The sequence below is a fragment of the Porphyrobacter sp. AAP60 genome (assembly GCF_001296025.1).
GTDB lineage: Bacteria > Pseudomonadota > Alphaproteobacteria > Sphingomonadales > Sphingomonadaceae > Erythrobacter.
On record NZ_LJHV01000008.1, the window covers coordinates 328,641 to 349,431 of the forward strand.

At 63.0% G+C, this 20,791-nt stretch carries 18 protein-coding genes; 8 read left to right on the top strand and 10 right to left on the bottom strand.

The genetic code is table 11. The features are described from left to right. The first annotated feature begins 100 nt into the window (after positions 1-100). Genes IP79_RS07490 through IP79_RS07500 form a run of 3 tightly spaced genes read left to right on the top strand, consistent with a single transcriptional unit; the run spans position 101 to position 4,045 of the window. Positions 101-3,106 carry an isoleucine--tRNA ligase gene (locus tag IP79_RS07490; RefSeq protein WP_054118630.1) on the top strand — a complete coding sequence of 1,002 codons (3,006 nt, stop codon included), beginning with the start codon at positions 101-103 and terminating at the stop codon, positions 3,104-3,106. Beyond that, positions 3,103-3,639, top strand: coding sequence for a signal peptidase II (gene lspA / locus IP79_RS07495; RefSeq protein WP_054118631.1), 537 nt, complete (start codon positions 3,103-3,105; stop codon positions 3,637-3,639). Before IP79_RS07490 ends, lspA begins: the two co-directional genes overlap by 4 nt. Continuing rightward, on the top strand, positions 3,632-4,045 hold the full coding sequence (locus tag IP79_RS07500) for a DUF3035 domain-containing protein (protein ID WP_054118632.1): 414 nt from the start codon (positions 3,632-3,634) through the stop codon (positions 4,043-4,045). The genes lspA and IP79_RS07500 overlap by 8 nt, the downstream gene beginning before the upstream one ends. A gap of 116 nt (positions 4,046-4,161) precedes the next feature. On the opposite strand, the gene IP79_RS07505 is transcribed toward IP79_RS07500, so the two are convergent. Continuing rightward, the gene (locus IP79_RS07505; RefSeq protein ID WP_054118633.1) at positions 4,162-5,469 is read right to left on the bottom strand and encodes a hemolysin family protein; all 1,308 of its coding nucleotides are present in this window, start codon (positions 5,467-5,469) and stop codon (positions 4,162-4,164) included. 193 nt (positions 5,470-5,662) lie between these two features. Between IP79_RS07505 and IP79_RS07510 the strand changes: the two genes are divergently transcribed. Continuing rightward, on the top strand, positions 5,663-6,358 hold the full coding sequence (locus IP79_RS07510) for an OmpA family protein (protein ID WP_054118634.1): 696 nt from the start codon (positions 5,663-5,665) through the stop codon (positions 6,356-6,358). Between the two features lie 138 nt (positions 6,359-6,496). On the opposite strand, the gene IP79_RS07515 is transcribed toward IP79_RS07510, so the two are convergent. Beyond that, positions 6,497-7,273 (bottom strand): 3'(2'),5'-bisphosphate nucleotidase CysQ, encoded by a 777-nt coding sequence (locus IP79_RS07515; RefSeq protein ID WP_054118635.1) that lies wholly within the window; start codon positions 7,271-7,273, stop codon positions 6,497-6,499. Between the two features lie 126 nt (positions 7,274-7,399). Here IP79_RS07515 and sucC point away from each other — a divergent pair, with 126 nt between their 5' ends. From sucC to IP79_RS07535, 4 genes are all read left to right on the top strand, one after another. After that, positions 7,400-8,599, top strand: coding sequence for an ADP-forming succinate--CoA ligase subunit beta (gene sucC / locus IP79_RS07520; RefSeq protein ID WP_054118636.1), 1,200 nt, complete (start codon positions 7,400-7,402; stop codon positions 8,597-8,599). A gap of 166 nt (positions 8,600-8,765) precedes the next feature. Next, positions 8,766-9,512 (top strand): electron transfer flavoprotein subunit beta/FixA family protein, encoded by a 747-nt coding sequence (locus IP79_RS07525; protein WP_054118637.1) that lies wholly within the window; start codon positions 8,766-8,768, stop codon positions 9,510-9,512. A 108-nt stretch (positions 9,513-9,620) separates the two neighbouring features. Next, a complete protein-coding gene (locus IP79_RS07530; RefSeq protein WP_054118638.1) occupies positions 9,621-10,550 on the top strand; it encodes an electron transfer flavoprotein subunit alpha/FixB family protein in 930 nt (309 codons plus the stop codon). Positions 10,551-10,622: 72 nt separating this feature from the next. After that, positions 10,623-11,498: an energy transducer TonB gene (locus IP79_RS07535; RefSeq protein WP_197273774.1), complete on the top strand. Its 876-nt coding sequence runs from the start codon at positions 10,623-10,625 to the stop codon at positions 11,496-11,498. Between the two features lie 53 nt (positions 11,499-11,551). On the opposite strand, the gene IP79_RS07540 is transcribed toward IP79_RS07535, so the two are convergent. From IP79_RS07540 to IP79_RS15445, 8 genes are all read right to left on the bottom strand, one after another. Beyond that, positions 11,552-12,040 carry a hypothetical protein gene (locus IP79_RS07540; protein WP_054118640.1) on the bottom strand — a complete coding sequence of 163 codons (489 nt, stop codon included), beginning with the start codon at positions 12,038-12,040 and terminating at the stop codon, positions 11,552-11,554. A 9-nt stretch (positions 12,041-12,049) separates the two neighbouring features. Beyond that, positions 12,050-13,084 (bottom strand): hypothetical protein, encoded by a 1,035-nt coding sequence (locus IP79_RS15775; RefSeq protein ID WP_054118641.1) that lies wholly within the window; start codon positions 13,082-13,084, stop codon positions 12,050-12,052. 104 nt (positions 13,085-13,188) lie between these two features. Further along, the gene (locus IP79_RS07550) at positions 13,189-14,496 is read right to left on the bottom strand and encodes a DUF445 domain-containing protein (protein ID WP_082337084.1); all 1,308 of its coding nucleotides are present in this window, start codon (positions 14,494-14,496) and stop codon (positions 13,189-13,191) included. Positions 14,497-14,559: 63 nt separating this feature from the next. Then, entirely contained in the window at positions 14,560-18,111 is a 3,552-nt protein-coding gene (locus IP79_RS07555) for an efflux RND transporter permease subunit (protein WP_054118642.1), read from the bottom strand. Positions 18,112-18,189: 78 nt separating this feature from the next. Further along, positions 18,190-19,380, bottom strand: coding sequence for an efflux RND transporter periplasmic adaptor subunit (locus tag IP79_RS07560; protein ID WP_054118643.1), 1,191 nt, complete (start codon positions 19,378-19,380; stop codon positions 18,190-18,192). Positions 19,381-19,575: 195 nt separating this feature from the next. Continuing rightward, positions 19,576-19,842: a GlsB/YeaQ/YmgE family stress response membrane protein gene (locus IP79_RS07565; protein WP_054118644.1), complete on the bottom strand. Its 267-nt coding sequence runs from the start codon at positions 19,840-19,842 to the stop codon at positions 19,576-19,578. 139 nt (positions 19,843-19,981) lie between these two features. Then, positions 19,982-20,281, bottom strand: a complete 300-nt coding sequence (locus IP79_RS07570; RefSeq protein ID WP_054118645.1) for a DUF1153 domain-containing protein — start codon at positions 20,279-20,281, stop codon at positions 19,982-19,984. Further along, positions 20,278-20,508: a hypothetical protein gene (locus IP79_RS15445; protein ID WP_156318179.1), complete on the bottom strand. Its 231-nt coding sequence runs from the start codon at positions 20,506-20,508 to the stop codon at positions 20,278-20,280. Before IP79_RS15445 ends, IP79_RS07570 begins: the two co-directional genes overlap by 4 nt. Positions 20,509-20,791 lie beyond the last annotated feature (283 nt).

The window sequence follows — 20,791 nt, forward strand, 5'->3', positions numbered from 1 at the left end:
CGAGGAATGGATGCTGAAACAAGTTCAGCATGACGAGAAAGGGACGTTGTGCGCGCAAACACTTTATCGCAGGCTCCAATTGCCCTAACGGCGCGAGCCTATGTCTGACGAAACCAAGCGCGATTACCGGGACACCGTCTTCCTGCCGAAGACCGATTTCCCCATGAAGGCCGGCCTCCCACAGAAGGAGCCGGGCATTGCCGCGCGCTGGGAGCAGATCGGGCTGTATAACGCCCTGCGCGATGCGCGGCGCGGGCGCGAGAAGTTCATCCTCCACGATGGCCCGCCCTATGCCAATGGCGACATGCATATCGGCCATGCGCTCAACCATATCCTGAAAGACATGGTCTGCCGCACCCAGAACCTACTGGGCCGTGATGCGCCTTACGTGCCGGGCTGGGACTGCCACGGCCTGCCGATCGAATGGAAGGTCGAGGAACAATACCGCAAGAAGAAGCTGAACAAGGACGAAGTCCCCGCGGCGGAGTTCCGCGCCGAATGCCGCGCTTACGCCCAAAATTGGGTGGATGTGCAGCGCGAGCAGCTCAAACGGCTGGGCATCATGGGTGATTGGAGCAATCCCTACCTGACCATGGATCCGCAGGCCGAAGGCACGATTGTCGCCGAACTGCTGAAGTTTGCCGAGGCCGGAAACCTCTATCGCGGATCCAAGCCGGTGATGTGGTCCCCGGTCGAAAAGACCGCGCTGGCCGAGGCGGAGGTCGAATACGAGGACATCACCTCGACCCAGATCGACGTGGCCTTCGAGATCGTGGAATCGCCGATCCCCGAGCTGGTCGGCGCGCACGCGGTGATCTGGACGACGACGCCGTGGACGATCCCGGTCAACCAGGCTTTGGCCTATGGGCCGGAGGTTGAGTATTGCACTGTCGGCTTCGGTGTTGGGACAGTTGGATGGGGCCCACAACAACGACCCAGTGACTATCCTGTCCTAAACAATTTGATGGGCGCCCGCTTCCTCGTGGCCCGTCCTTTAATCCATGAACTTGCCAAGAGACTGTCTACTTATTTGACAAGCCTATTGGCTGAGAGTGGTGCAGGGACAATCACACTCGCACCGCACATTGAGATGTCTTTCAAAGGCGCAGACCTTGCCGGCACCCTCGCCCGCCACCCGATGCACCATCTCGGCGGGTTTTACGCCGCGCCGCGCCCGCTGCTCCCCGGCGACTTCGTCACCACCGACAGCGGCACCGGCCTCGTCCACATGGCGCCCGATCACGGCGAGGACGACTTCGACCTGTGCAAATCGGCAGGCATCAACCCCGTCTTCGCGGTGATGGACGACGGCCGCTACCGCGACGACTGGCAATGGCTGGGCGGTGCGGATGAGCGGCGCATGAGCGTCATCAACCCCAAGTTCAACGCGCCCGACGGGCCGATCTGTTCGGACCTGCGCGAAACCGGCGCGCTGCTCGCGGCGAGCGCGGACTACGCGCACTCCTACCCCCACTCGTGGCGCTCCAAGGCCAAGGTGATCTTCCGCTGCACCCCGCAGTGGTTTGTGCCGATGGACCGGGTGATGGAGTGGATCGAGCCCAAGACCCGTGCGGAAAAGGGCTGGGAAAACGAGGGCGGCGCAATCGACCCGACCGAGGAAACCCTCTGCGCCTCGCCCACCCTGCGCGAGCGTGCGGTGGAGGAAATCCAGCGCGTGGAATTCATCCCCGAAAAGGGCCGCAACCGCATCGGCGCGATGGTCGAGGGGCGGCCCGACTGGGTGCTCTCCCGCCAGCGCGCATGGGGCGTGCCGATCACGCTGTTCGTGCGGCCCGATGGCACCTATCTGCAAGACGCCGAGGTAAACCACCGCATTGTCGCCGCTGTCATGCAGGAAGGCGTCGATGCCTGGGACGAGGCGCGCAAGGCGGAATATCTCGGCGCGGCGCACAACCCCGATGACTGGGAAATGGTCACCGACATTCTCGACGTGTGGTTCGATAGCGGCTGCACCCATGCCTTCGTGCTCGAATCCGGGCGCTGGCCGGACCTGACATGGCCCGCCAACCTCTACCTCGAAGGCAGCGACCAGCATCGCGGCTGGTTCCAGTCCTCGCTGCTGCAATCCTGCGCCACGCGGGGCCGCGCGCCATACGATCAGGTGCTGACCCACGGCTTCACGATGGATGCCAAGGGCAAGAAGATGTCCAAGAGCCTCGGCAATACCATCAGTCCGGTCACGGTGATGGAGCAGACCGGCGCGGACATCATCCGGTTGTGGGCGCTTTCGGTCGACTTCACCGAGGATCACCGCATCGGTGACGAGATCCTCAAGGGCGTCGGCGACCAGTATCGCAAGCTGCGCAACACCTTCCGCTACCTATTGGGCGCGCTCGACGGGTTTGTGGGCGACATGAGCGACGGCGGGGCACTGCCGGAGCTGGAAGTCTATGTCCTCGCGCTGCTGAGCGAACTCGACGCGAAGCTGAAGGCGGCGGCGGAAAGCTACGACTTCAACCTCTACACCCGCCTGCTGGTCGATTTCTGCAATGAAGACCTCAGCGCCTTCTACTTCGATATCCGCAAGGATTCGCTCTATTGCGACGGGCCGGATAGCGTGACGCGCAATGCCTATCGCACCGTGCTCGATCTCCTGTTCCACGCGCTGATCCGCTACGCCGCGCCGGTGCTGGTGTTCACGGCGGAGGAAGTGTGGCTGACCCGCTATCCCGCAGATGGCGAGGCGGACGAGGACGGCCAGCGGGGCTCTGTCCACCTGCTCGAATGGCCCAGTGTTCTGGGTGTGCGCGCCGATGCCGCCAAGTGGGGAGCGCTGCGGGCGCTGCGGGATCAGGTCAACGAAGCCATCGAACCGCTGCGGCGCGACAAGACGATCCGCTCCAGCCTCGAAGCCGAAGTCGTGGTGCCAGCCAGCGCCGTGCCGGAAGGCGTGACAGACGCGGCTCTGGCCGAATTGTTCATCACCGCGACAGTGACGCGGGGGCAAGGCGAAGGCGTGACTGTAACCAAGACCACCCACCACAAATGCGGCCGCTGCTGGCGGCTGCTGCCCGACGTTGCCGAAGAGGCTGCGCTGTGCGGGCGCTGTGATGATGTGGTCGCCGTGCTGGATACAGCAGCATGAGCGGTCTTCTCACCCGCAACCGCTTGATCGGCCTTGCGCTCGCCGCCTTCATTGCGGTGATCGATCAGGTGGTGAAGTGGTATGTTACCGGCCCGCTGGCACTCCGCCAGGTCGGCAATATCGATCTGCTGCCCTTTTTCGATCTCACCTATACCGAAAACCGCGGAATATCGCTCGGCATGTTGCAGGCAACCAACATGGAAACCCGTTGGCTGCTGGTGCTGATGACGGGCGTGATCGCGGTGGTGGTGCTGGTGTGGATGATGCGTGAAAAGCGTTTGGGCGATATCACCGGCCTCGCGCTGATTCTGGGCGGGGCGATCGGCAATATCCGTGATCGCTATCTGTTCGGCTATGTCATCGATTTTGCCGACTTCCATATCGGCGATTTCCGCCCGTTCCTGATCTTCAACATCGCCGATGCCGCGATTACCATCGGCGTCGTCATAATCCTTGCCCGCAGCCTGTTCGTGCGCGACAAGGACGCAACCGAAACCGGGGATGTGTCCCGTGGAGAGCCCAAAGATGCGTAAGTTTGCACCCGTAATCCTGCTGGCCGGTGCCTCGGCAATGCTGGCTGCCTGTGGCGGCGGCGGCGGCGTGTTCAATCGTGAGCGTCCCGATGAATTCGCCGTGCAGCGGCAGGCGCCGCTGGTGGTGCCGCCCGATTTCAGCCTCACCCCGCCCGCCCCCGGCGCGCCGCGCCCGAACGAAGGTGCCGCATCGGAGCAAGCGCTTGAAGCCCTGTTCGGCGGCCCGGCAGCCCGCAGCCGGATCGAAGCGAGCGTGATCGACCGCGCCGGAAGTGCCGCGCCTGGCATCCGTAGCCAGGTGGGCGATACCGGCACCAACACGGTCGCCAAGGGCCGCGTCACCCGCGACATCATCGCCGCGCCGGAAGGTGACGGCCAGTCGGCTTCAACGGTTATACCTTCTTGATTTGCGCGCGCCCCTCCGGGCGCGCGACTTCCTCGCTCATGCGACCTTGCGGTCGCTGCGCAACCGTTTCTTGCACTGATCTGAGGTGTCGGAGACGAAGGCTGTTGAGCTCTACGCTAGTCCCCGCCCTCGGTAATCCCGCTCACCAGCAGCTTGTCGATCCGGCGGCCATCCATGTCGATGACTTCGAATCGCCAGCCCTGATCGGTGAAATGCTCACCTTCGGCCGGCAATTTCTTCAGCACCGACAGGGCATAACCTGCCGCTGTGCCGAATTCGCGATCCTCGCCATAATCCAGCCCCAGCCGGTCGGCCAGCGCATCGGCGGATAGTGATCCCGACACCAGCAAGGATCCGTCCTCGCGTTCCACCACCGAAGGCAGATCGCCATCATCGGAATCGCTGGCAAAATTGCCGACAATCGCAGTCAGCAGGTCGACCGGGGTAATGATCCCTTCGAAGTGGCCATATTCGTCGGTCACCGCCGCCATCGCCACTTCGGACGATTGCAGCACCCGCAGCGCGTCCATCGCGTCAAGCTGATCGGGCACCACCTCGACGCGGCGCATCATCGCGCGGATGGAAACCGGCGTGCCCGCCACCAGCGCCGCCAGCACATCGCGCACCTTGACCACGCCAAGGATCGAATCGGGCGAGCCTTCGCCCACCGGCAGCAAGGAATGCGAGCTGTCCTCGATCGTCTCGCGGATTTCAGCCAGATCGGCATCGGCCTCGATCCAGTCCACTTCGGTGCGCGGGGTCATCATTTCGCGCACGGGGCGCTCTGCCAGACGCACCACGCCGGTCAGGATCTGGCGCTGTTCATCCTCGATCACACCGGATCGGGTCGCTTCGGCAAAGATCATTTGCAGCTCTTCTGCGGTGACCGATGGCTCGCCCGTGCGGCGGATGCCGAACAGGCGGATGATCGCCGCCGAACTGGAATCGAGCAGCCACACCAGCGGTGCCGCCGCGCGCGACAGCAGCGACATCGGCAAGGCCATGATCATCGCCAGCGGCACCGCGTTGCGCAAGGCAAGCTGCTTGGGCACCAGTTCGCCCACCACAACACTGAGGTAGGTGGTCAGCGCGATGACAACGGCAAACCCCGCCTCGCTGGCATATTGTGCGGGCAAGCCCAGTGCCATCAGCCGCTCGCCGGTCGGCCCGCCCAGACTTGCCCCGGAATAGGCACCGGCAATAATCCCGATCAGGGTAATGCCGATCTGCACGGTCGAAAGGAACTTGCCCGGGTCAGCCGCCAGCCGGATCGCCATCCGCGCAGCGGCCGATCCGCCTTCCGCCTTTGCCTCAAGCGCACTGGTCTTGGCAGACACGATCGCCAGTTCGGACATGGCGAACACACCGTTTATCAGAACGAGTCCGACGATGATGAACAGGTCGGTTACAGGAAATGGTGTCACCCTTTTCCGCTAGCACAAACGCGCTATCTTGCCACCCAAACATCTATGGTAATGGAACATCCGTGAATGCGGCGACTTTGCGTTCATGCGAGGTGAAGGTGGCGAGGGCCATCAGCCCGTCGCACGCCCCGTTCACCCTGTCGCCGTTCAGGCGCCATGGCATGGTCGGCAATTGAAGATAGGGAGAATTATCATGACATTTTCACGGATTTTGCTGTCTGGAACAGCCGCGCTTGCGCTGCTTGGCACCAGCGCCTGCGTTACTGACCCGAACACGGGCGAAAAGAAGATTTCGCGCACTGCGATCGGCACCGGCCTCGGCGGCACGCTCGGCTATCTGCTCGGCGGCGCGATCGGCGGCGATACCGGGCGCATCATCGGCGCGGGCATCGGCGGTTCGGCCGGCGCAGTGCTTGGCAAGCAGTATGACGACCAGATCAAGGAACTGAAGGAACAGACCGCCGGCAGCGGCGTGGATGTGGAAGAAGTGGGCGATCAGGATGCGATCCTTGTCCGCCTGCCTGATGGCGTCACCTTCGCCACCGGCTCGGCTTCGATCAACCCCGGCTTTCTCGACACGCTCAACAACGTTGCCGAAAGCCTGATCCGTTATCCGAACAGCCTGATCGACGTTTACGGGTTCACCGACACGACCGGTTCGCCCGCTGTAAACCAGCGCCTGTCGGAACAGCGCGCGCAGGCAGTGGCAGATTACCTTGCCGCACGCGGCGTAGCCCGGTCACGCATGGCGACGCAGGGTTTTGGCGAGCAGTATGATTATCTGCGCGTGAAGACCGGCGACAATGTCAACGAACCGATGAACCGCCGCGTTGAAATCAAGATCATCCCGGTCAGCCAGGACGATGTAAACGCCGCGCGCGGGAACTGATGATTTCGGGGGCGCCCCCGCGCCCCCGATCCTCGCTCACGCGACCTGTCGTTCGCATCGCTGCGGGCGCGCGGTCGCGCTTGCGGGCTGCCCGAATGGGCAGCCCGTTTGCGTTCTGCACCAGACACCAGGAACGGATCAGCGCAGCGCCGCAGCCCGCTCCGCCAGCCGCGCCACCGCTGCAGCGTGGATCGCGGGCGAGCAGACCAGCACACCAAAATCCCGCGGATCATGCTTGTTGTAGGCCAGCGGCTGGCCGAATGCATCGCTGACCTCGGCGCCGGCCTCGCGCGCGATCAGGGCGGCAGCGGCGATGTCCCACTCGAACCCCCAGCGCAATGTCGCCACCAGATCGGCGCGGTTATCGGCGACCATCGCGATTCGCAGCGCAATCGAATTGGGCTGTTCGACCGCGACCAGATCGGAATCGTCCTTGGGCAGACTGTGGGTCGGCACGCGCGCGCCGGGAAAAGTGCTGCGCATGCTGGCGCGGATCGGCAGACCGTTGAGGGTCGCGCCCTGCCCGGCCACCGCCACCCATTCCTCCCCCCGCGCAGGCGCGGCAAGCATCCCGATCAGCGGTCGCCCTCCGCTGACCAGCGCGACCGACACCGCCCATCCGCTGCGTCCCGCAACGAAATCGCGGGTGCCATCGACCGGATCGACCAGCCAGATCAACCCGCTGGCGGTGCGCGTCTTGTCATCTGCGGTTTCTTCGGAAAGCCAAGCGGCTGACGGCAGCAACCGCGCCAGCTCGCGTTTGAGGAAGCGGTCAACCTCCAGATCGGCTTCGCACACCGGGTTGCCGGGGGTCTTGTCCCAGCTATGCAGATCATGCCCGGCACCCGGCCAGCGCGAATGGGCGATCCGGCCCGCCTCGCGGACGATTGTAAGAAGGCGATCACGGTCTATCATTTTTGGCAATCATCAAAGCCAAGCTGTTGCGCCAGCACACAGCACTTTTCAAGAGGGACGATCCGTGCTTAGGCCCCCCGCAAACAAACCTCTCCCCAGGATTTGAGAAGAAGGGATCGATACGCCATGAACGTCCATGAATATCAGGCCAAGGAACTGCTTGCCGAGCACGGGCTCGCCATCCCCGCCGGTCACGCCGCCTTGAGCGTCGAAGAAGCGGTGGAAGCTGCCAAGAAACTGCCCGGGCCGCTTTATGTGGTGAAGGCGCAGATCCACGCTGGCGGGCGCGGCAAGGGCAAGTTCAAGGAACTGCCGGCTGATGCCAAGGGCGGCGTGCGTCTTGCCAAGAGCCTTGAGGAAGTGGAAGCCCACGCCAAGGAAATGCTCGGCAACACGCTGGTCACCATCCAGACTGGCGATGCGGGCAAGCAGGTTAACCGCCTCTACATCACCGACGGTGTTGATATCGCCAAGGAATACTATCTCTCGCTGCTGGTTGACCGTGCCACCGGACGCGTCGCCTTTGTCGTTTCGACCGAGGGCGGGATGGATATCGAAACCGTGGCGCATGACACGCCTGAACTGATCACCAGCTTCAGCGTCGATCCCGCACAGGGCTTCCAGCCGCACCATGGCCGCGCCGTGGCCTTCGCGCTGAAGCTGACCGGCGATCTCAACAAGCAGGCGCAGAAGCTGGCCAAGCAGTTGTATGATGCCTTCCTCGCCACCGATTGCGAGATGCTGGAAATCAACCCGCTGGTCGAAAGCGAAGACGGCAAGCTGCTGGTGCTCGATGCCAAGATGAGCTTCGATGGCAACGCGCTGTATCGCCACCCCGCGATCGAAGCCCTGCGCGACGTGACCGAGGAAGATCCGGCGGAAGTCGAAGCATCGGAATATGACCTCGCCTACATCAAGCTTGATGGGAACATCGGCTGCATGGTCAACGGCGCAGGCCTTGCCATGGCGACGATGGACATCATCAAGCTGAACGGCGCTTTCCCGGCCAACTTCCTCGACGTGGGCGGCGGTGCGACCACCGAAAAGGTCACGGCTGCGTTCAAGATCATCCTGAAAGACCCGGCGGTGGAAGGCATCCTCGTCAACATCTTCGGCGGGATCATGAAGTGCGACGTGATTGCCAACGGCATCGTGCAGGCCGCCAAGGATGTGAACCTGCAGGTTCCGCTGGTCGTGCGTCTGGAAGGCACCAATGTGGCCGAAGGCAAGGCGATCCTGAACAATTCGGGCCTCGCCATCGTCAGCGCCGATAATCTGGGCGATGCAGCGCAGAAGATCGTGGCGGAAGTGAAGAAGGCCGCCTGATCAAGCCGGCCTTCTTCGGCATATTCATCCCGGGCGGGGCTGATCGCGTATCAATCTCGCCCGGCCTTATCGCGGCCCGCCTCGCTTGACGTTTACGTAAACGCAAGTTAGGCGGGCGGCCAAGGGCTCAAGCGGCCCATGATTCTTTGAGAGGAAGGAACGCCCCATGAAAATCCTCGTCCCCGTCAAGCGGGTGATCGATTACAACGTCAAGCCGCGGGTCAAGGCCGATGGCACGGGCGTTGACCTTGCCAACGTCAAGATGAGCATGAACCCGTTCGACGAGATCGCGGTGGAAGAAGCCATCCGTCTCAAGGAAAAGGGCGCAGCCACCGAAATCGTCGCCATCAGCGTCGGCCCGGCCAAGGCGCAGGAAACCCTGCGCACCGCGCTTGCCATGGGCGCTGACCGTGCGATCCTTGTCGAGACCGATGAAGATGCGGAGCCGCTGGCAGTGGCCAAGATCCTCAAGGCCATCGCCGATGAAGAAGCCCCCGGCCTCATCATCCTTGGCAAGCAGTCGATTTCGGACGATTCGAACCAGACTGGCCAGATGCTCGCTGCGCTGATGGGCCGTCCGCAGGGCACCTTTGCCAACACCGTTGAAGTCGAAGGCGATCACGTCACCGTGAAGCGCGAAGTCGATGGCGGCTTGCAGACCGTGAAGCTCGCGATGCCCGCAATCGTCACCACCGACCTGCGCCTGAACGAGCCGCGCTATGCCAGCTTGCCCAATATCATGAAGGCCAAGCAGAAGCCGCTCGCCGCCAAGACCGCTGCCGATTACGGCGTCGATCTGACCCCGCGTCTCAAGACCCTCAAAGTCGCCGAGCCGCCGGTGCGTCAGGCAGGCGAAAAGGTCGCCGACGTTGCTGCGCTGGTCGAGAAGGTCAAGGCGCTCGGCATCGCTTGAAGATTAACCCCGCCCCCGTTCGTGTCGAGCGGAGGGCGCAGCCCGTAGTCGAGACAGGCTTCTCGACTTCGCTCGAAGCGAACGGGTTTCAATTGAGAGGTAAGTTCAATGAAGACTCTGGTTCTCGTCGAACATGATAACACTGCGGTGCATGATGCGACCCTCGCGGTCGTCACCGCCGCCGCTAAGCTGGGCGAAGTGCACCTGCTGGTAGCCGGCCACAATTGCGGCAGCGTTGCCGAAGCGGCGGCCAAAATCGCTGGCGTGGGCAAGGTCCACGTTGCCGATGACGCCGCCTATGCCAACGGCCTTGCCGAAAACGTCGCCCCGCTCGCAGCGGAGCTGATGGGCGATCACGATGCATTCCTCGCCGCCGCCACCACGCAGGGCAAGAACGTCGCCCCGCGCGTTGCGGCGCACCTCGATGTGATGCAGGTCAGCGAAATCCTGTCGGTTGAAGGCCCCAAGACCTTCACCCGCCCGATCTACGCCGGCAATGCCATCGCCACGGTCGAATCGACTGATGCTAAGCTGGTGATCACCGTGCGCGGAACCGCGTTTGAAAAGGCTGCGACCGAAGGCGGTTCGGGCACCATCGAAGCCATCGGCGGCACGGGCGATGCCGGCACCTCCAGCTTCGTCAGCTCAGAAATCGCCAAGAGCGAGCGTCCCGAACTCACCAGCGCCAAGATCATCGTCTCGGGTGGCCGTGCGCTGAAGGATGCGGAAACTTTCGAAGCGACCATCACGCCGCTGGCGGACAAGCTCGGCGCGGCGATCGGGGCGAGCCGTGCGGCAGTCGATGCGGGCTATGTGCCGAACGACTATCAGGTCGGCCAGACCGGCAAGATCGTGGCACCGGAAGTCTACTTCGCCATCGGCATCTCGGGCGCGATCCAGCATTTGGCGGGCATGAAGGATTCCAAGGTCATCATCGCCATCAACAAGGATGAGGACGCCCCGATCTTCCAGGTCGCGGATATCGGCCTTGTCGCGGATCTCTACACCGCCGTGCCGGAACTGACGAACGCGCTGTAAGCGGTTCATCGCAAAAGACTTTAATTCGAAACGAACCTCCGGCAGTCTCGCATGACTGCCGGAGGTTTCTTTATGCGTCGCACCATCCTTGCCCTTGCCGCCCTCGCCATCACCGCCACGCCGGCATTCGGAGCGGAGCCTGTCGTCGTTCAGCCAAGCAGCGCTTGGAACCTCGATTACGCCGACGACAAGTGCATGCTCACCCGCCTGTTTGGCGACGGCGACAGCACGCACTTCCTCGCTTTCCAACAATATTGGCCCGCGCGCGAAGCCGGAGTGACGGTTGCAGGACCGTCCTTCAGCCGCTTCCGCAGCCTCGCGCGCACCGAAGTGCGATTTTTCGATGGCCACCAGCCGTTCCGAACCACCCCTTTCACAGGTTCGGTCGGAGGTTTTGGTACCGGGGTTATATTTTCGAACCTGCGGCCCGGTAGCGGTGAGCCGGAGGCCAACAAATTGGGAGAAACCGGCCAGCCGGGGCTGCCGCAGTTGGACGTGAATTTCGGCCAGCAAATGCAGTTTGTCGAGTTGCAGCAAGGCGGGCGCACGGTTCGGCTTCAAACCGGCGCGATGGACGAAGCATTCAAGGCGCTCAACCAGTGCACGCTTGATCTTCTCGGCGAATGGGGCCTCGATCCCGAGCGCCACTTGACTGCGCAAAGCAAGGCGCGCTGGCTCAACGAGGAGGCGCTGGTTCGCAAGATCCTCTCCAGCTACCCACGTGATGCACTCGCCCAGGGTGAACAGGCCATCATGCGCATGCGGGTGATAGTCACCGCTGAAGGGGCGGTTGAAAGCTGCACGCTGATCAAGGCCACCAACACCATCCGGCTGGAATCGTCCGTCTGCGACGTGATGCAGCGCGCCCGTTTCGAACCAGCCCGTGATGCCAATGGCCAGCCGTTCCGCTCACTGTTTGCGACGTCTGTCACCTACCGGATCGGGTAGGTCTGGCACGCACCTTCACAGCGCCCCCCTGGCGAATGGCAGCCACATTGCCGTCAGCCCGTGCTATTGCTCTCAAGGTCGCCTGAAAGACCGCGACATGCAGCGGGTGTCGCCGGAACATCGGGCACGCGGCCAACCGCGACCCACACGCCGTAAATACATTCATTGTATCCCCGCGCCTCCAGCTGCCGTCCGAAAACCCAGTGCGCGCCGAAGGGGAGCACGATCACGAAAGGCAGCACACATGCCGTCAGCACCAGCAGGCGCTTGATCGCATCGCTGCGCGCCCCATCGACGTTGGGCCCGTGATGGCGACCGATATACAGGGCGAGGGCCAGCGCGAGCAGCGCGATGGCGATAGGCAGGGCCACCCAGCCTCCATCATCCCACACAATGATCGCGGCTCGCCTCACATAGGCATCGGCAAATTCATAAATCGAGACAGCGGAGTAGCCCAACAGCACCACCCCCCAGATGCCGAATCCCCAGCCCAGAAGGCGGCCGGAATGCTGAGTGCCGCTAGCTTCAGACTTGCTGCCCACGCTGATCGCCTATCGCATCCACGGCAGGCGCGGGAGGCGCGGAACGCTCGGTAGGCTGGGGAGGCTCGGAAAGCTGGGGAGGCTCGGAAGACTTGGGAGTGTCGGAAGGCTCGGAAGGCTCGGGAGGCTCGGGAGGCTCGGGAGGCTCGGAAAGCTCGGGGTGCTAGGGCGGCGCGGCAGGCTTGGCGTGCTGGGCCAGTTCGGCAGCACGGGGAAATACCTGTCGATCTCGCGCAGGAAGCGGCGGCGCGCGCTTTCAGCGGCCAGATCGACCAGTTCGTCGAGCACTTCGGCCGCGCTCCGGATCGCGAACAACCTCGCATCGTCGCGAATTTCACGCAGCTTCGCGTTTACCGCGGCAATCTTGTCGTCGAGGAACCTCTGGAGCTTCTGGGTCCAGCCAAACTTGTTGTCGAGGTAATCCAGCGCCAGCGCCACGCCCACGCCAACAGCCACCGCAACGATCAGCGGGCCGAGGGCAAAGGCGCCGACTGCCGTGCCCACCACCGCTGCGCCGGCGATCGCCCCGACCGCTGCCGATGCCCCGATCTTGGCAATATCGGTCGCGGTCTGGCCGATGAACTGCCCCAGCGTCACGCTGTCGTTGAGAACATAATCGGTGATATTCCACGCGGTGACGAGAATGATCGAAAGAACGCCGCCCTTGCGCACGGCCTGCCGCACGCCCTTTTCGCCAATCCCAAGACTGACGACTTTCGCATTGGTGACACCATAACGCGTTCCCGTCAGGACTTTGCGCAGGCCAGCGTGGCCTTTGAAAATGACGTGCATCTTGCCGTTATAGGACTTGAAGGCGACTTGGCCGAGCGGGGTGCCGAGGTCTCTGGCGAGCCGCGTCAAGGTCAGCACATCACCCGCAGTGGCAAAATAGGTTGCCAGATAACGCGAGCCGCCACGGACGTAATCGTTCCAGAACCGGTTCGCTTCGGCTTGGTTCATGGCACCGCTATCGACCCGCGCTGTCAGCCACAGCCGCACCATCGATGCCTCGTCGAGAACGTAAACTTCCTGATTCTCGGCCACGCCAGCCCCCCGCAGTCCCAATCGATTCAATCGATATCACATATTCGGCTGATCCTGAACGCAGAACCGGCGACCCTGCGAATACACGGCAGGGCTGGCCCGGCTCACATCACCACCGTTGTGATAAAGTGCAGCGTCATGCCCACCAGGCCGCCCACCAGCGTGCCGTTGATGCGGATAAACTGCAGATCGCGGCCCACCGCGCCTTCCACACGATCGGTGATCGTGGTCGCGTCCCAGCGCTTGACCGTTTCCGACACCAGCCGCACGATCTGGTCGCCATAGCGGGTGGCAACGCCCACCATGGTGCGGCGGGCAAAGCGGTTGATCTGGTGTTGCAGCCGCTCGTCCGCTTGCAAAGCCCCACCGAGTTCAGCCAGCATGTTGCGCATTTCCTCGCCCATGCTGCTTTCGGGATCGCGGGCGCGGGTGATCAGGGAACGGCGGATGCGTTCCCACACGCCTGTCCACCACACCGCCACCGCCGGGTTGGCGATCAGATCGCGCTTCATATCCTCCACCTTGGCGCGGGTTTCGGGATCGTGCTGCAAATCCTGCCCCAGCTTCTGCAAGCCTTCCTCGATCTTGCCGCGCAGGGGGTGATCCGGATTCACCAACACTTCGGCGAGCAATTTGTAGAGCCCGTCGAGCACGCTGGAAGAAATGGTCTTGTCGATCCCCGCCCAGCGCAGCACCCCAGCGACGCGCTGGTGGATGATATCGCGGATCGTCTCCTCGTTATCTTCCAGCGTCAGACCCGCCCAGCGCACAAATCCATCGATCAGCGGCTGGTGGCGCTTGTCCGCCATGGTGGTTTCGATCATGCGCCCGGCCAGCGGGGCAATATCGAGCTTTGCCAACTGCCCTGCCAAACCGCTGCGCACCTGATTGCCGAGCCGGTCGGGATCGAGCGATTCGAGCACTTCGGCCAGCAATTCCGCCGCGCCGCTGGTAATGCGCGAGCGGTGATCGATGCCGCCCTGATCCGCGCCGCGTTCCGGCGAGGCCGCCAGAAATTCGCCCGCCGCCTTGGCCACGTTCATTCCCGCCATGCGCCGCGCCACCACGGCGGGGGTGAGGAAGTTTTCGCGCAGGAATTGCGCCATCGTCTCCGCGATCCGGTCTTTGTTCTCCGGAATGATCGCGGTGTGCGGGATCGGCAGGCCCAGCGGATGGCGGAACAGCGCCGTCACCGCGAACCAGTCTGCCAGCCCGCCCACCATGGCCGCCTCGGCAAAGGAATTGACGTAGCCCCACGCCGGGTGCCCTGTCACCGCCAGCGCATGGGTGGCAAAGAACATCACCGCCATGGCTGCCAGCATACCGGTCGCCGTCCAGCGCATCCGGCGCGCACGATCGGTGGTGAGCGGTTGCCCGCCCAACGTCAGAGGCCTCAGGGAAGGTGTCGCCATGGCTTGCCTCTAGCGCGGATCGGGCGTGCCAGTCACGCTATAACCGGCCACGCCCTTGACCCGTCACTCGGCCGGCTCGTGCCCGGGCGGCAGACGCCGCGCCGGAATGGGTGAAGCATTGCCGGGCAGACCGGGGAAAGGCAGATCAGGCTCACCTTCCCCATGCGGGCGCGTATCATCGCCCGGTTTATAGGTCAGCAGCCGGTTCCGCAGCCACGGGCCAACGCGCTTTTCAAAGCTGTCTGCCAGGCTGAAACCGGCTGGCACGATCAGCAGCGTCAGCAAGGTGGACAGCACCAGCCCGCCGATCACTACGATCCCCATCGGCTGGCGCCACGCGCCGTCACCCGTCAGCGACAGTGCCACCGGCACCATCCCTGCAGTCATCGCCACGGTTGTCATGACAATCGGCTGGGCACGCTTGTGGCCCGCATCCATGATCGCTTCGATCTGGGGCACGCCCTTGTTCATTTCCTCGATCGCGAAGTCGATCAGCAGGATCGAATTCTTCGACACGATGCCCAGCAGCAGCAGGATGCCGATATAGACCGGCATGGATTGCGGCTGGCCCAGCAGCCAGATCAGCACCACCCCGCCCAACGGCGCGAGCGCGAGCGAGGTCATGTTGACCAGCGGGCTCATCAACCGCTTGTAGAGCAGCACCAGCACCGCAAACACCAGCAGCACGCCCGAGATGATCGCGATGATCAGGTTGGTGATCAGTTCGGCCTGCCATTGTTCTTCACCCACGACATCGCGGATCACACCGGTGGGCAGTTCCTGAAGCACCGGCAGCGCGTCGATCTGCGCCTGCGCATCGCCCTTCAGCACGCCTGCGGCAAGGTCAGCCCCCACCAGCACGCGGCGGTTCTGGTTGTAACGCTGGATCGCGGTCGGGCCGGAACCGAAGCTGATGTCCGCCACCCGGCTCAAGGGCACCGATCCGCCATTGGCGGTAGGCACCGGCAGGTTTTCGATGGTGCGGAAATCGGTACGCGCCTGTTCGGACAGGCGCACCACAATCGGGATCTGGCGATCCGAGAGCGAGAACCTTGCGGCGTTCTGTTCGATCTCGCCCAGCGTGGCGATGCGGATCGTTTGCGAAAGGGCAGCCGTTGTCACGCCCAGTTCGGCAGCGATCTGGGTGCGCGGGGTGATGATGATTTCGGGGCGGTTGAGATCGGCGCTGATCCGCGGCGCAACCAGCGACCTGAGCCCCTTCATCTGTTCGACAAGCTGGGTTGCGGTCTGATCCAGCAGCACCGGATCGGAACCGGCCAGCATCACAGTCATATCGCGGCCCGAACCGAAACCGCCGCTTTGCGACTGGAACCGCACGCGGGCATCGGGGACTTGTGCCAGCACCGGCGCCAGTTCACGCTCGAATTCGATCGAGGTGCGCGCGCGATCATCCTTCAGCTTGACGAAGATCGACGAGGTTTCCCCCTGGCGGATGCGTTCCAGCAGCCGTTCGACTTCCGGCTCCTGCCGCAGCCGCGCGGCGACGCCGTTTACGATCCGCTTGGTATCGGCCAGCGTGGTGCCGGGCACCATCTCGATTTCGACACGGCTGTTTTCGTCGTCGATGCTAGGCTGGAACTGCGCCGGGGCCTGCCCGAACAGCAGGATCGTCATCAGGAACGAAAACCAGCCGGCGCCCAGCATCCAGATGCGGTGATCGTAGAACCGTGCTGTCATCCAGCGCATGCTGCGCGCAAACCGGCTGGAACCACCGGCAGGCAGTTCGATCAGGCGGAAGGTGAAATAGCCTGCAAGGAACGAAAGCACCGACGTGGTGAGCACGATCACGACTTCGAACACCTTGGCGACCAGCTTGTACACAAATGTGTTGCTGTCCGCAGAAACGGATGCGGCGATCTGCTTGTGCACATCCAGCCCGATCAACCCCTTCCACAGGCCGGTAACAGAGCCGCTGAAGACCTCGAACAGCACCAGTGCGGGCACGACCAGCAGCGTAATCACCACCAGCAGCAGGCCCAGCACATAGCCGAAACGGTTACGCGGCCCTTCCAGCCCGGCGCGCCGCGCGATCATTTTGCCCTTGTCGAGCGTCCACGCCAGCACGCGCATGTAGGATTGCACCATCGGCCCATCGCCATGTTCGGCAAGACCCTTGGCCTTCAGGAAATAGGCCGCCATCAACGGCGTGATCATGCGCGCCACAGCCAGCGACATCAGCACCGCGACCACCACGGTCAGGCCGAAGTTCTGGAAGAACTGGCCCGATACGCCCGGCATCAGGCCCACCGGCAGAAACACTGCAACGATGCAGAACGATGTCGCCACCACCGGCAGGCCGATTTCGTCTGCGGCATCGATGCTCGCCTGATAGGCCGATTTGCCCATCCGCATGTGGCGCACGATGTTCTCGATCTCCACGATCGCATCGTCCACCAGCACCCCTGCCACCAGCGCCAGCGCCAGCAGCGACAGGAAGTTGAGGTTGAACCCCAGCAGATCCATGAACCAGAAGGTCGGGATGGCAGACAGCGGGATGGCGACCGCGCTGATGAAGGTCGCGCGCCAATCGCGCAGGAACAGGAACACCACCACCACGGCCAGCACCGCGCCTTCAACCAGTGCCCACAACGACGACAGGTATTGATCGCGGGTATAGGTGGTGCTGGTCGAAAGCTTGATGAACTTCACGCCTTCGTTTTCGGCCTCGATCTTGTCCATCTCCACCAGCGCGGCATCATAGACGGCAAGGTCGGAAGCCCCGCGCGCGCGGTTCATCAGGAAGTTGACCACTTCCTTGCCATTGACCTCGCTGATCGAGGTGCGTTCGGAATAGCCATCGCGCACCTTGGCGACATCGGCCAGTTTCACAGTGCGCCCGCCGCCAAGCTGGATCTGGGTCTGCGACAGGGCGAAGGCGGTGTCGGAATTGCCCAGCACCCGCAATGATTGGCGCGTGCCGCCGATTTCCGCGAGGCCGCCGGCTGCATCAAGGTTCGATTGGCGCAGCACCGCGTTGATCTGCGAGGCAGTGACCCCCAGCGATTGCATCCGCGCCGGATCGAGGATCACCTCGATCTCGCGATCGACCCCGCCAAACCGCTGGACTTCGGCCATGCCTTCGATCTTCAGCAGCCGCTTGGCGACCGTATCATCGATGAACCAGCTGAGCTGTTCGATCGTCATGTCGTCGGCTTCGACGGCGGTGTAGCCGATCGGTTCGCCCACCACGTTGACCTTCTGCACCCGCGGTTCGAGAATCCCGTCGGGCAGGCTGCCGCGCACACTGTCGATCGCGGTCTCGACCTCGTTGACCGCTTCGATCAGGTTGGTGCCGATTTCGAATTCGACGAAGGTGTTCGAACTGCCCTCGCGCGCGGTCGACTGGATCGAATTGACCCCGTTGATCGAACGCAGCGCGCTTTCCACCCGCTGGGTGATCTGGTTTTCGATCTCGGTCGGCGAAGCGCCCGGCTGCGCGATGTTGACCACCACCGCCGGAAAATCGACATCGGGGTTGTTGGTAACGTCCAGCCGCATGAAGCTGACGATCCCGGCAAACAGCAGGCCGGTGAACAGCACCAGCGGAATCACCGGGTTGCGGATCGACCAGGCCGAGATGTCGCGGAGAGCCATAATTTATCTGCCTGTGCTTCGCGGGACTTGGATCTGAACCCCGTCAGTTACGCGGAACAGCCGCGCCGGGATGGATGGTTACTGCTTGAGCGGCTGCGGATTGACCGTTTCGCCCGGGTTGAGGAACCCGCCGGCGCGCAGCACGACCTGTTCGGTACCCGAAAGGCCCGAGGTGATGGCAATGCCGCTTTCCGTCACTGCGCCGGTTTTGACCGCGCGGCGCACGGCCTTGTTATCCTTGTCGATCACATAGACAAAGCTGCCTTCGTCATCGGCCAGCACCGCGCTTTCGGGCAGGATCGTTGCGGTAAAGGTGCCGCTGTTGATCCGCGCCGTGGCAAAACCGCCGGGCCGCAATTCAGGCGTGAACGACAGCGCGATCCGCGCCGTGCCCTGCCGGGTGGCCTGATCGATCACCGGCGCAAGCTGCCAGATCTGTCCGGAAAAGCTCTTTTCCGATCCGGTCGGCGTGACTGTCGCCATCGTGCCGATCGACAGCTTGGCAAGCTGTTCTTCGGAAAGCTGGGCGAGCATTTCCATCTCGCCGCCGCTGGCAATGGTGAACAGCGCGGGTGAACCGGCGCCCACGGTCTGGCCGGGCTCGACATTGCGGGCCAGCACGTAACCGCTCGCCGGGGCATAGATGTTGAGCCGCTGGTTGCGGGCGCGCTGTTCGGCCAGCTGCGCCTGGGCAACCTTGACGCGTGCGGCGGCGGCATCGCGGGTCGCGGTCAAGCGGTCGACATCGGCCTTGGATACAAACCCGCGCTCAACCAGCTGCAAGGCACGGTCAAGATTGGCCTGCGCCAGATTGGCATCGGCGCGGGCAACCTCGATCTGCGCCGATTGCGCTTCGGCCTGCTGCACCTGCACCGAACGATCGACCACCGCGAGCACCTGCCCGCGCTGCACCCAGTCGCCTGCATCCACAGTAACGCGCAGCACCTGACCGCCTTCTCCAACCACACCGACCGGCATCGGGCGCCGTGCGGCAAGCGTGCCGGGTGCTTCGATCTCGCCCGAAACGGAGGTTTTGCCCGGGGTGACAACGGTGACGGTTGCTGCCTGCGAATTGTCATCACCGACAGCGGCGGGCTCTCCGCCTGCCAGCGCGAACCACGCCGCAATCGCCAGCAGCAACCCGAATACGCCCAGGCCGCCAATGATCAGCCAGCGCGGAACCGCAGGCGCAGCCAGAGTGCGCGAACCGCTGAAATCGGTGCTGACGCCATCCGCCGCTTCGGCCCTGATCGTTGTTTCGTAATTCATCGCCATTCCCTCACTCGGACCGGCCGCGCGCAACGGACACTCCGGCCTCGAAGTGTATTACTCGGATAAGTCACCAACTGCAACGCCTGATAGAATGTCAGGCGCGATGCTGCAATGCACCCATCGACAGGTGACTTTCCGCCTAGACGAAGGGCGCAGCCCTACGGTTCCGAGCGAGGGAGCGACGTGTAGGAATTAACGCACTTTGCCGCGCTGGAACAGGTTGACGATCCCCAGCAATACAACTGCGCCAAGCAAGGCAACCAGAAGCCCGGTGATCGAGAATTCCTGCACGCTTCCGCTGATCCCCAGCAGGGGGCCAGCAATCCAGTTGCCGATAACCGATCCGATGCAGCCGACGATAATGTTCAACACGATCCCCATCGAGGCATCGCGGTTCATCACCTTACTTGCCAGCCAGCCGGCGATCCCGCCGACGATCAGTGCTACTATCCATCCCATAATCTATCTCCGTAACGGGACGGCACATGCAAAAAATCCCCGCGCCGCCCGGGCCGGATGGTGCCGCGAATAGCCGAAAGCCCGCAACGCCTTGATGGCGAAGCGGGCTTTTTGCAGGATGAACGGAAAATCGGGCGGGTCAGTACTTCAGCTGGCGCTCGTAAAGGTCGCGGTAATGCTGGATCTTGGTGACGCGCAATCCGTGCATCCCCGAACGATCGACCGCACGCTGCCACGAGGCGAATTCCTCCAGCGTCAGACCATAGCGGGCCAACGCCTCGTCAAGCGTCAGCAGGCCGCCATTGACGGCAGCCACAACCTCGGCCTTGCGCCGGACGACCCAGCGCTTGGTTTCGGGGGCTGGCAGATCCGCAATAGTCAGCGGCTCGCCAAGCGGGCCGATAACCTGTGCGGGACGGATATCCTGATTCTCGATCATTTCATTTCTCTCGCATCGCCCGGTGCTGCGCCCGCATTCTGGTCTGCTGCATCACCCGGACGGTTTGCTTCGCTTGAAGCGAACGTGACACCGAAGACTTTAGATTGCCCTAAAGCATCAGGGTTAATGTCCGGTTCGCTTTCATCAATCAGTGCGAAATAGCTGGCGGCGGCATCGCCGAAGCTGGCAGACGCGACTTCGATCTGCGCTTGCGATTCGTTGCGCATCAGCAGCCGCAAATCACGCGCGGCATTCAATCTTGCGGTGATTTCGCTCCATTCCACGGCCCGTAGGGCATCGCCGGCCCGCCGCGGGCCACGCGCTTCGAAGCGCCCGGCGGCACTTTCTCCATGACGGAAACCGCCCGCAAGAGCGCGTGACGAGGCGGAAACAGGATTCGCTTTTTCGAACATGACGCCGAGTCATAAGGCGCGCTCGTCAAGATCAGGTAAAACTGCCATTTACCCAAGCTTAGGAAAAGTGCTGTCCCGTTGGTCAGCCTTTCATTGG

Bases quoted from the DNA above. Each gene is read 5' to 3' on its own strand.
- IP79_RS07490 (WP_054118630.1), top strand. From the start codon at position 101: ATGTCTGACGAAACCAAGCGCGATTACCGGGACACCGTCTTCCTGCCG.
- lspA (WP_054118631.1), top strand. From the start codon at position 3,103: ATGAGCGGTCTTCTCACCCGCAACCGCTTGATCGGCCTTGCGCTCGCC.
- IP79_RS07500 (WP_054118632.1), top strand. From the start codon at position 3,632: ATGCGTAAGTTTGCACCCGTAATCCTGCTGGCCGGTGCCTCGGCAATG.
- IP79_RS07510 (WP_054118634.1), top strand. From the start codon at position 5,663: ATGACATTTTCACGGATTTTGCTGTCTGGAACAGCCGCGCTTGCGCTG.
- IP79_RS07515 (WP_054118635.1), bottom strand. From the start codon at position 7,273: ATGATAGACCGTGATCGCCTTCTTACAATCGTCCGCGAGGCGGGCCGG.
- sucC (WP_054118636.1), top strand. From the start codon at position 7,400: ATGAACGTCCATGAATATCAGGCCAAGGAACTGCTTGCCGAGCACGGG.
- IP79_RS07525 (WP_054118637.1), top strand. From the start codon at position 8,766: ATGAAAATCCTCGTCCCCGTCAAGCGGGTGATCGATTACAACGTCAAG.
- IP79_RS07530 (WP_054118638.1), top strand. From the start codon at position 9,621: ATGAAGACTCTGGTTCTCGTCGAACATGATAACACTGCGGTGCATGAT.
- IP79_RS07535 (WP_197273774.1), top strand. From the start codon at position 10,623: ATGCGTCGCACCATCCTTGCCCTTGCCGCCCTCGCCATCACCGCCACG.
- IP79_RS07550 (WP_082337084.1), bottom strand. From the start codon at position 14,496: ATGGCGACACCTTCCCTGAGGCCTCTGACGTTGGGCGGGCAACCGCTC.
- IP79_RS07555 (WP_054118642.1), bottom strand. From the start codon at position 18,111: ATGGCTCTCCGCGACATCTCGGCCTGGTCGATCCGCAACCCGGTGATT.
- IP79_RS07560 (WP_054118643.1), bottom strand. From the start codon at position 19,380: ATGAATTACGAAACAACGATCAGGGCCGAAGCGGCGGATGGCGTCAGC.
- IP79_RS07565 (WP_054118644.1), bottom strand. From the start codon at position 19,842: ATGGGATGGATAGTAGCACTGATCGTCGGCGGGATCGCCGGCTGGCTG.
- IP79_RS07570 (WP_054118645.1), bottom strand. From the start codon at position 20,281: ATGATCGAGAATCAGGATATCCGTCCCGCACAGGTTATCGGCCCGCTT.
- IP79_RS15445 (WP_156318179.1), bottom strand. From the start codon at position 20,508: ATGCGCAACGAATCGCAAGCGCAGATCGAAGTCGCGTCTGCCAGCTTC.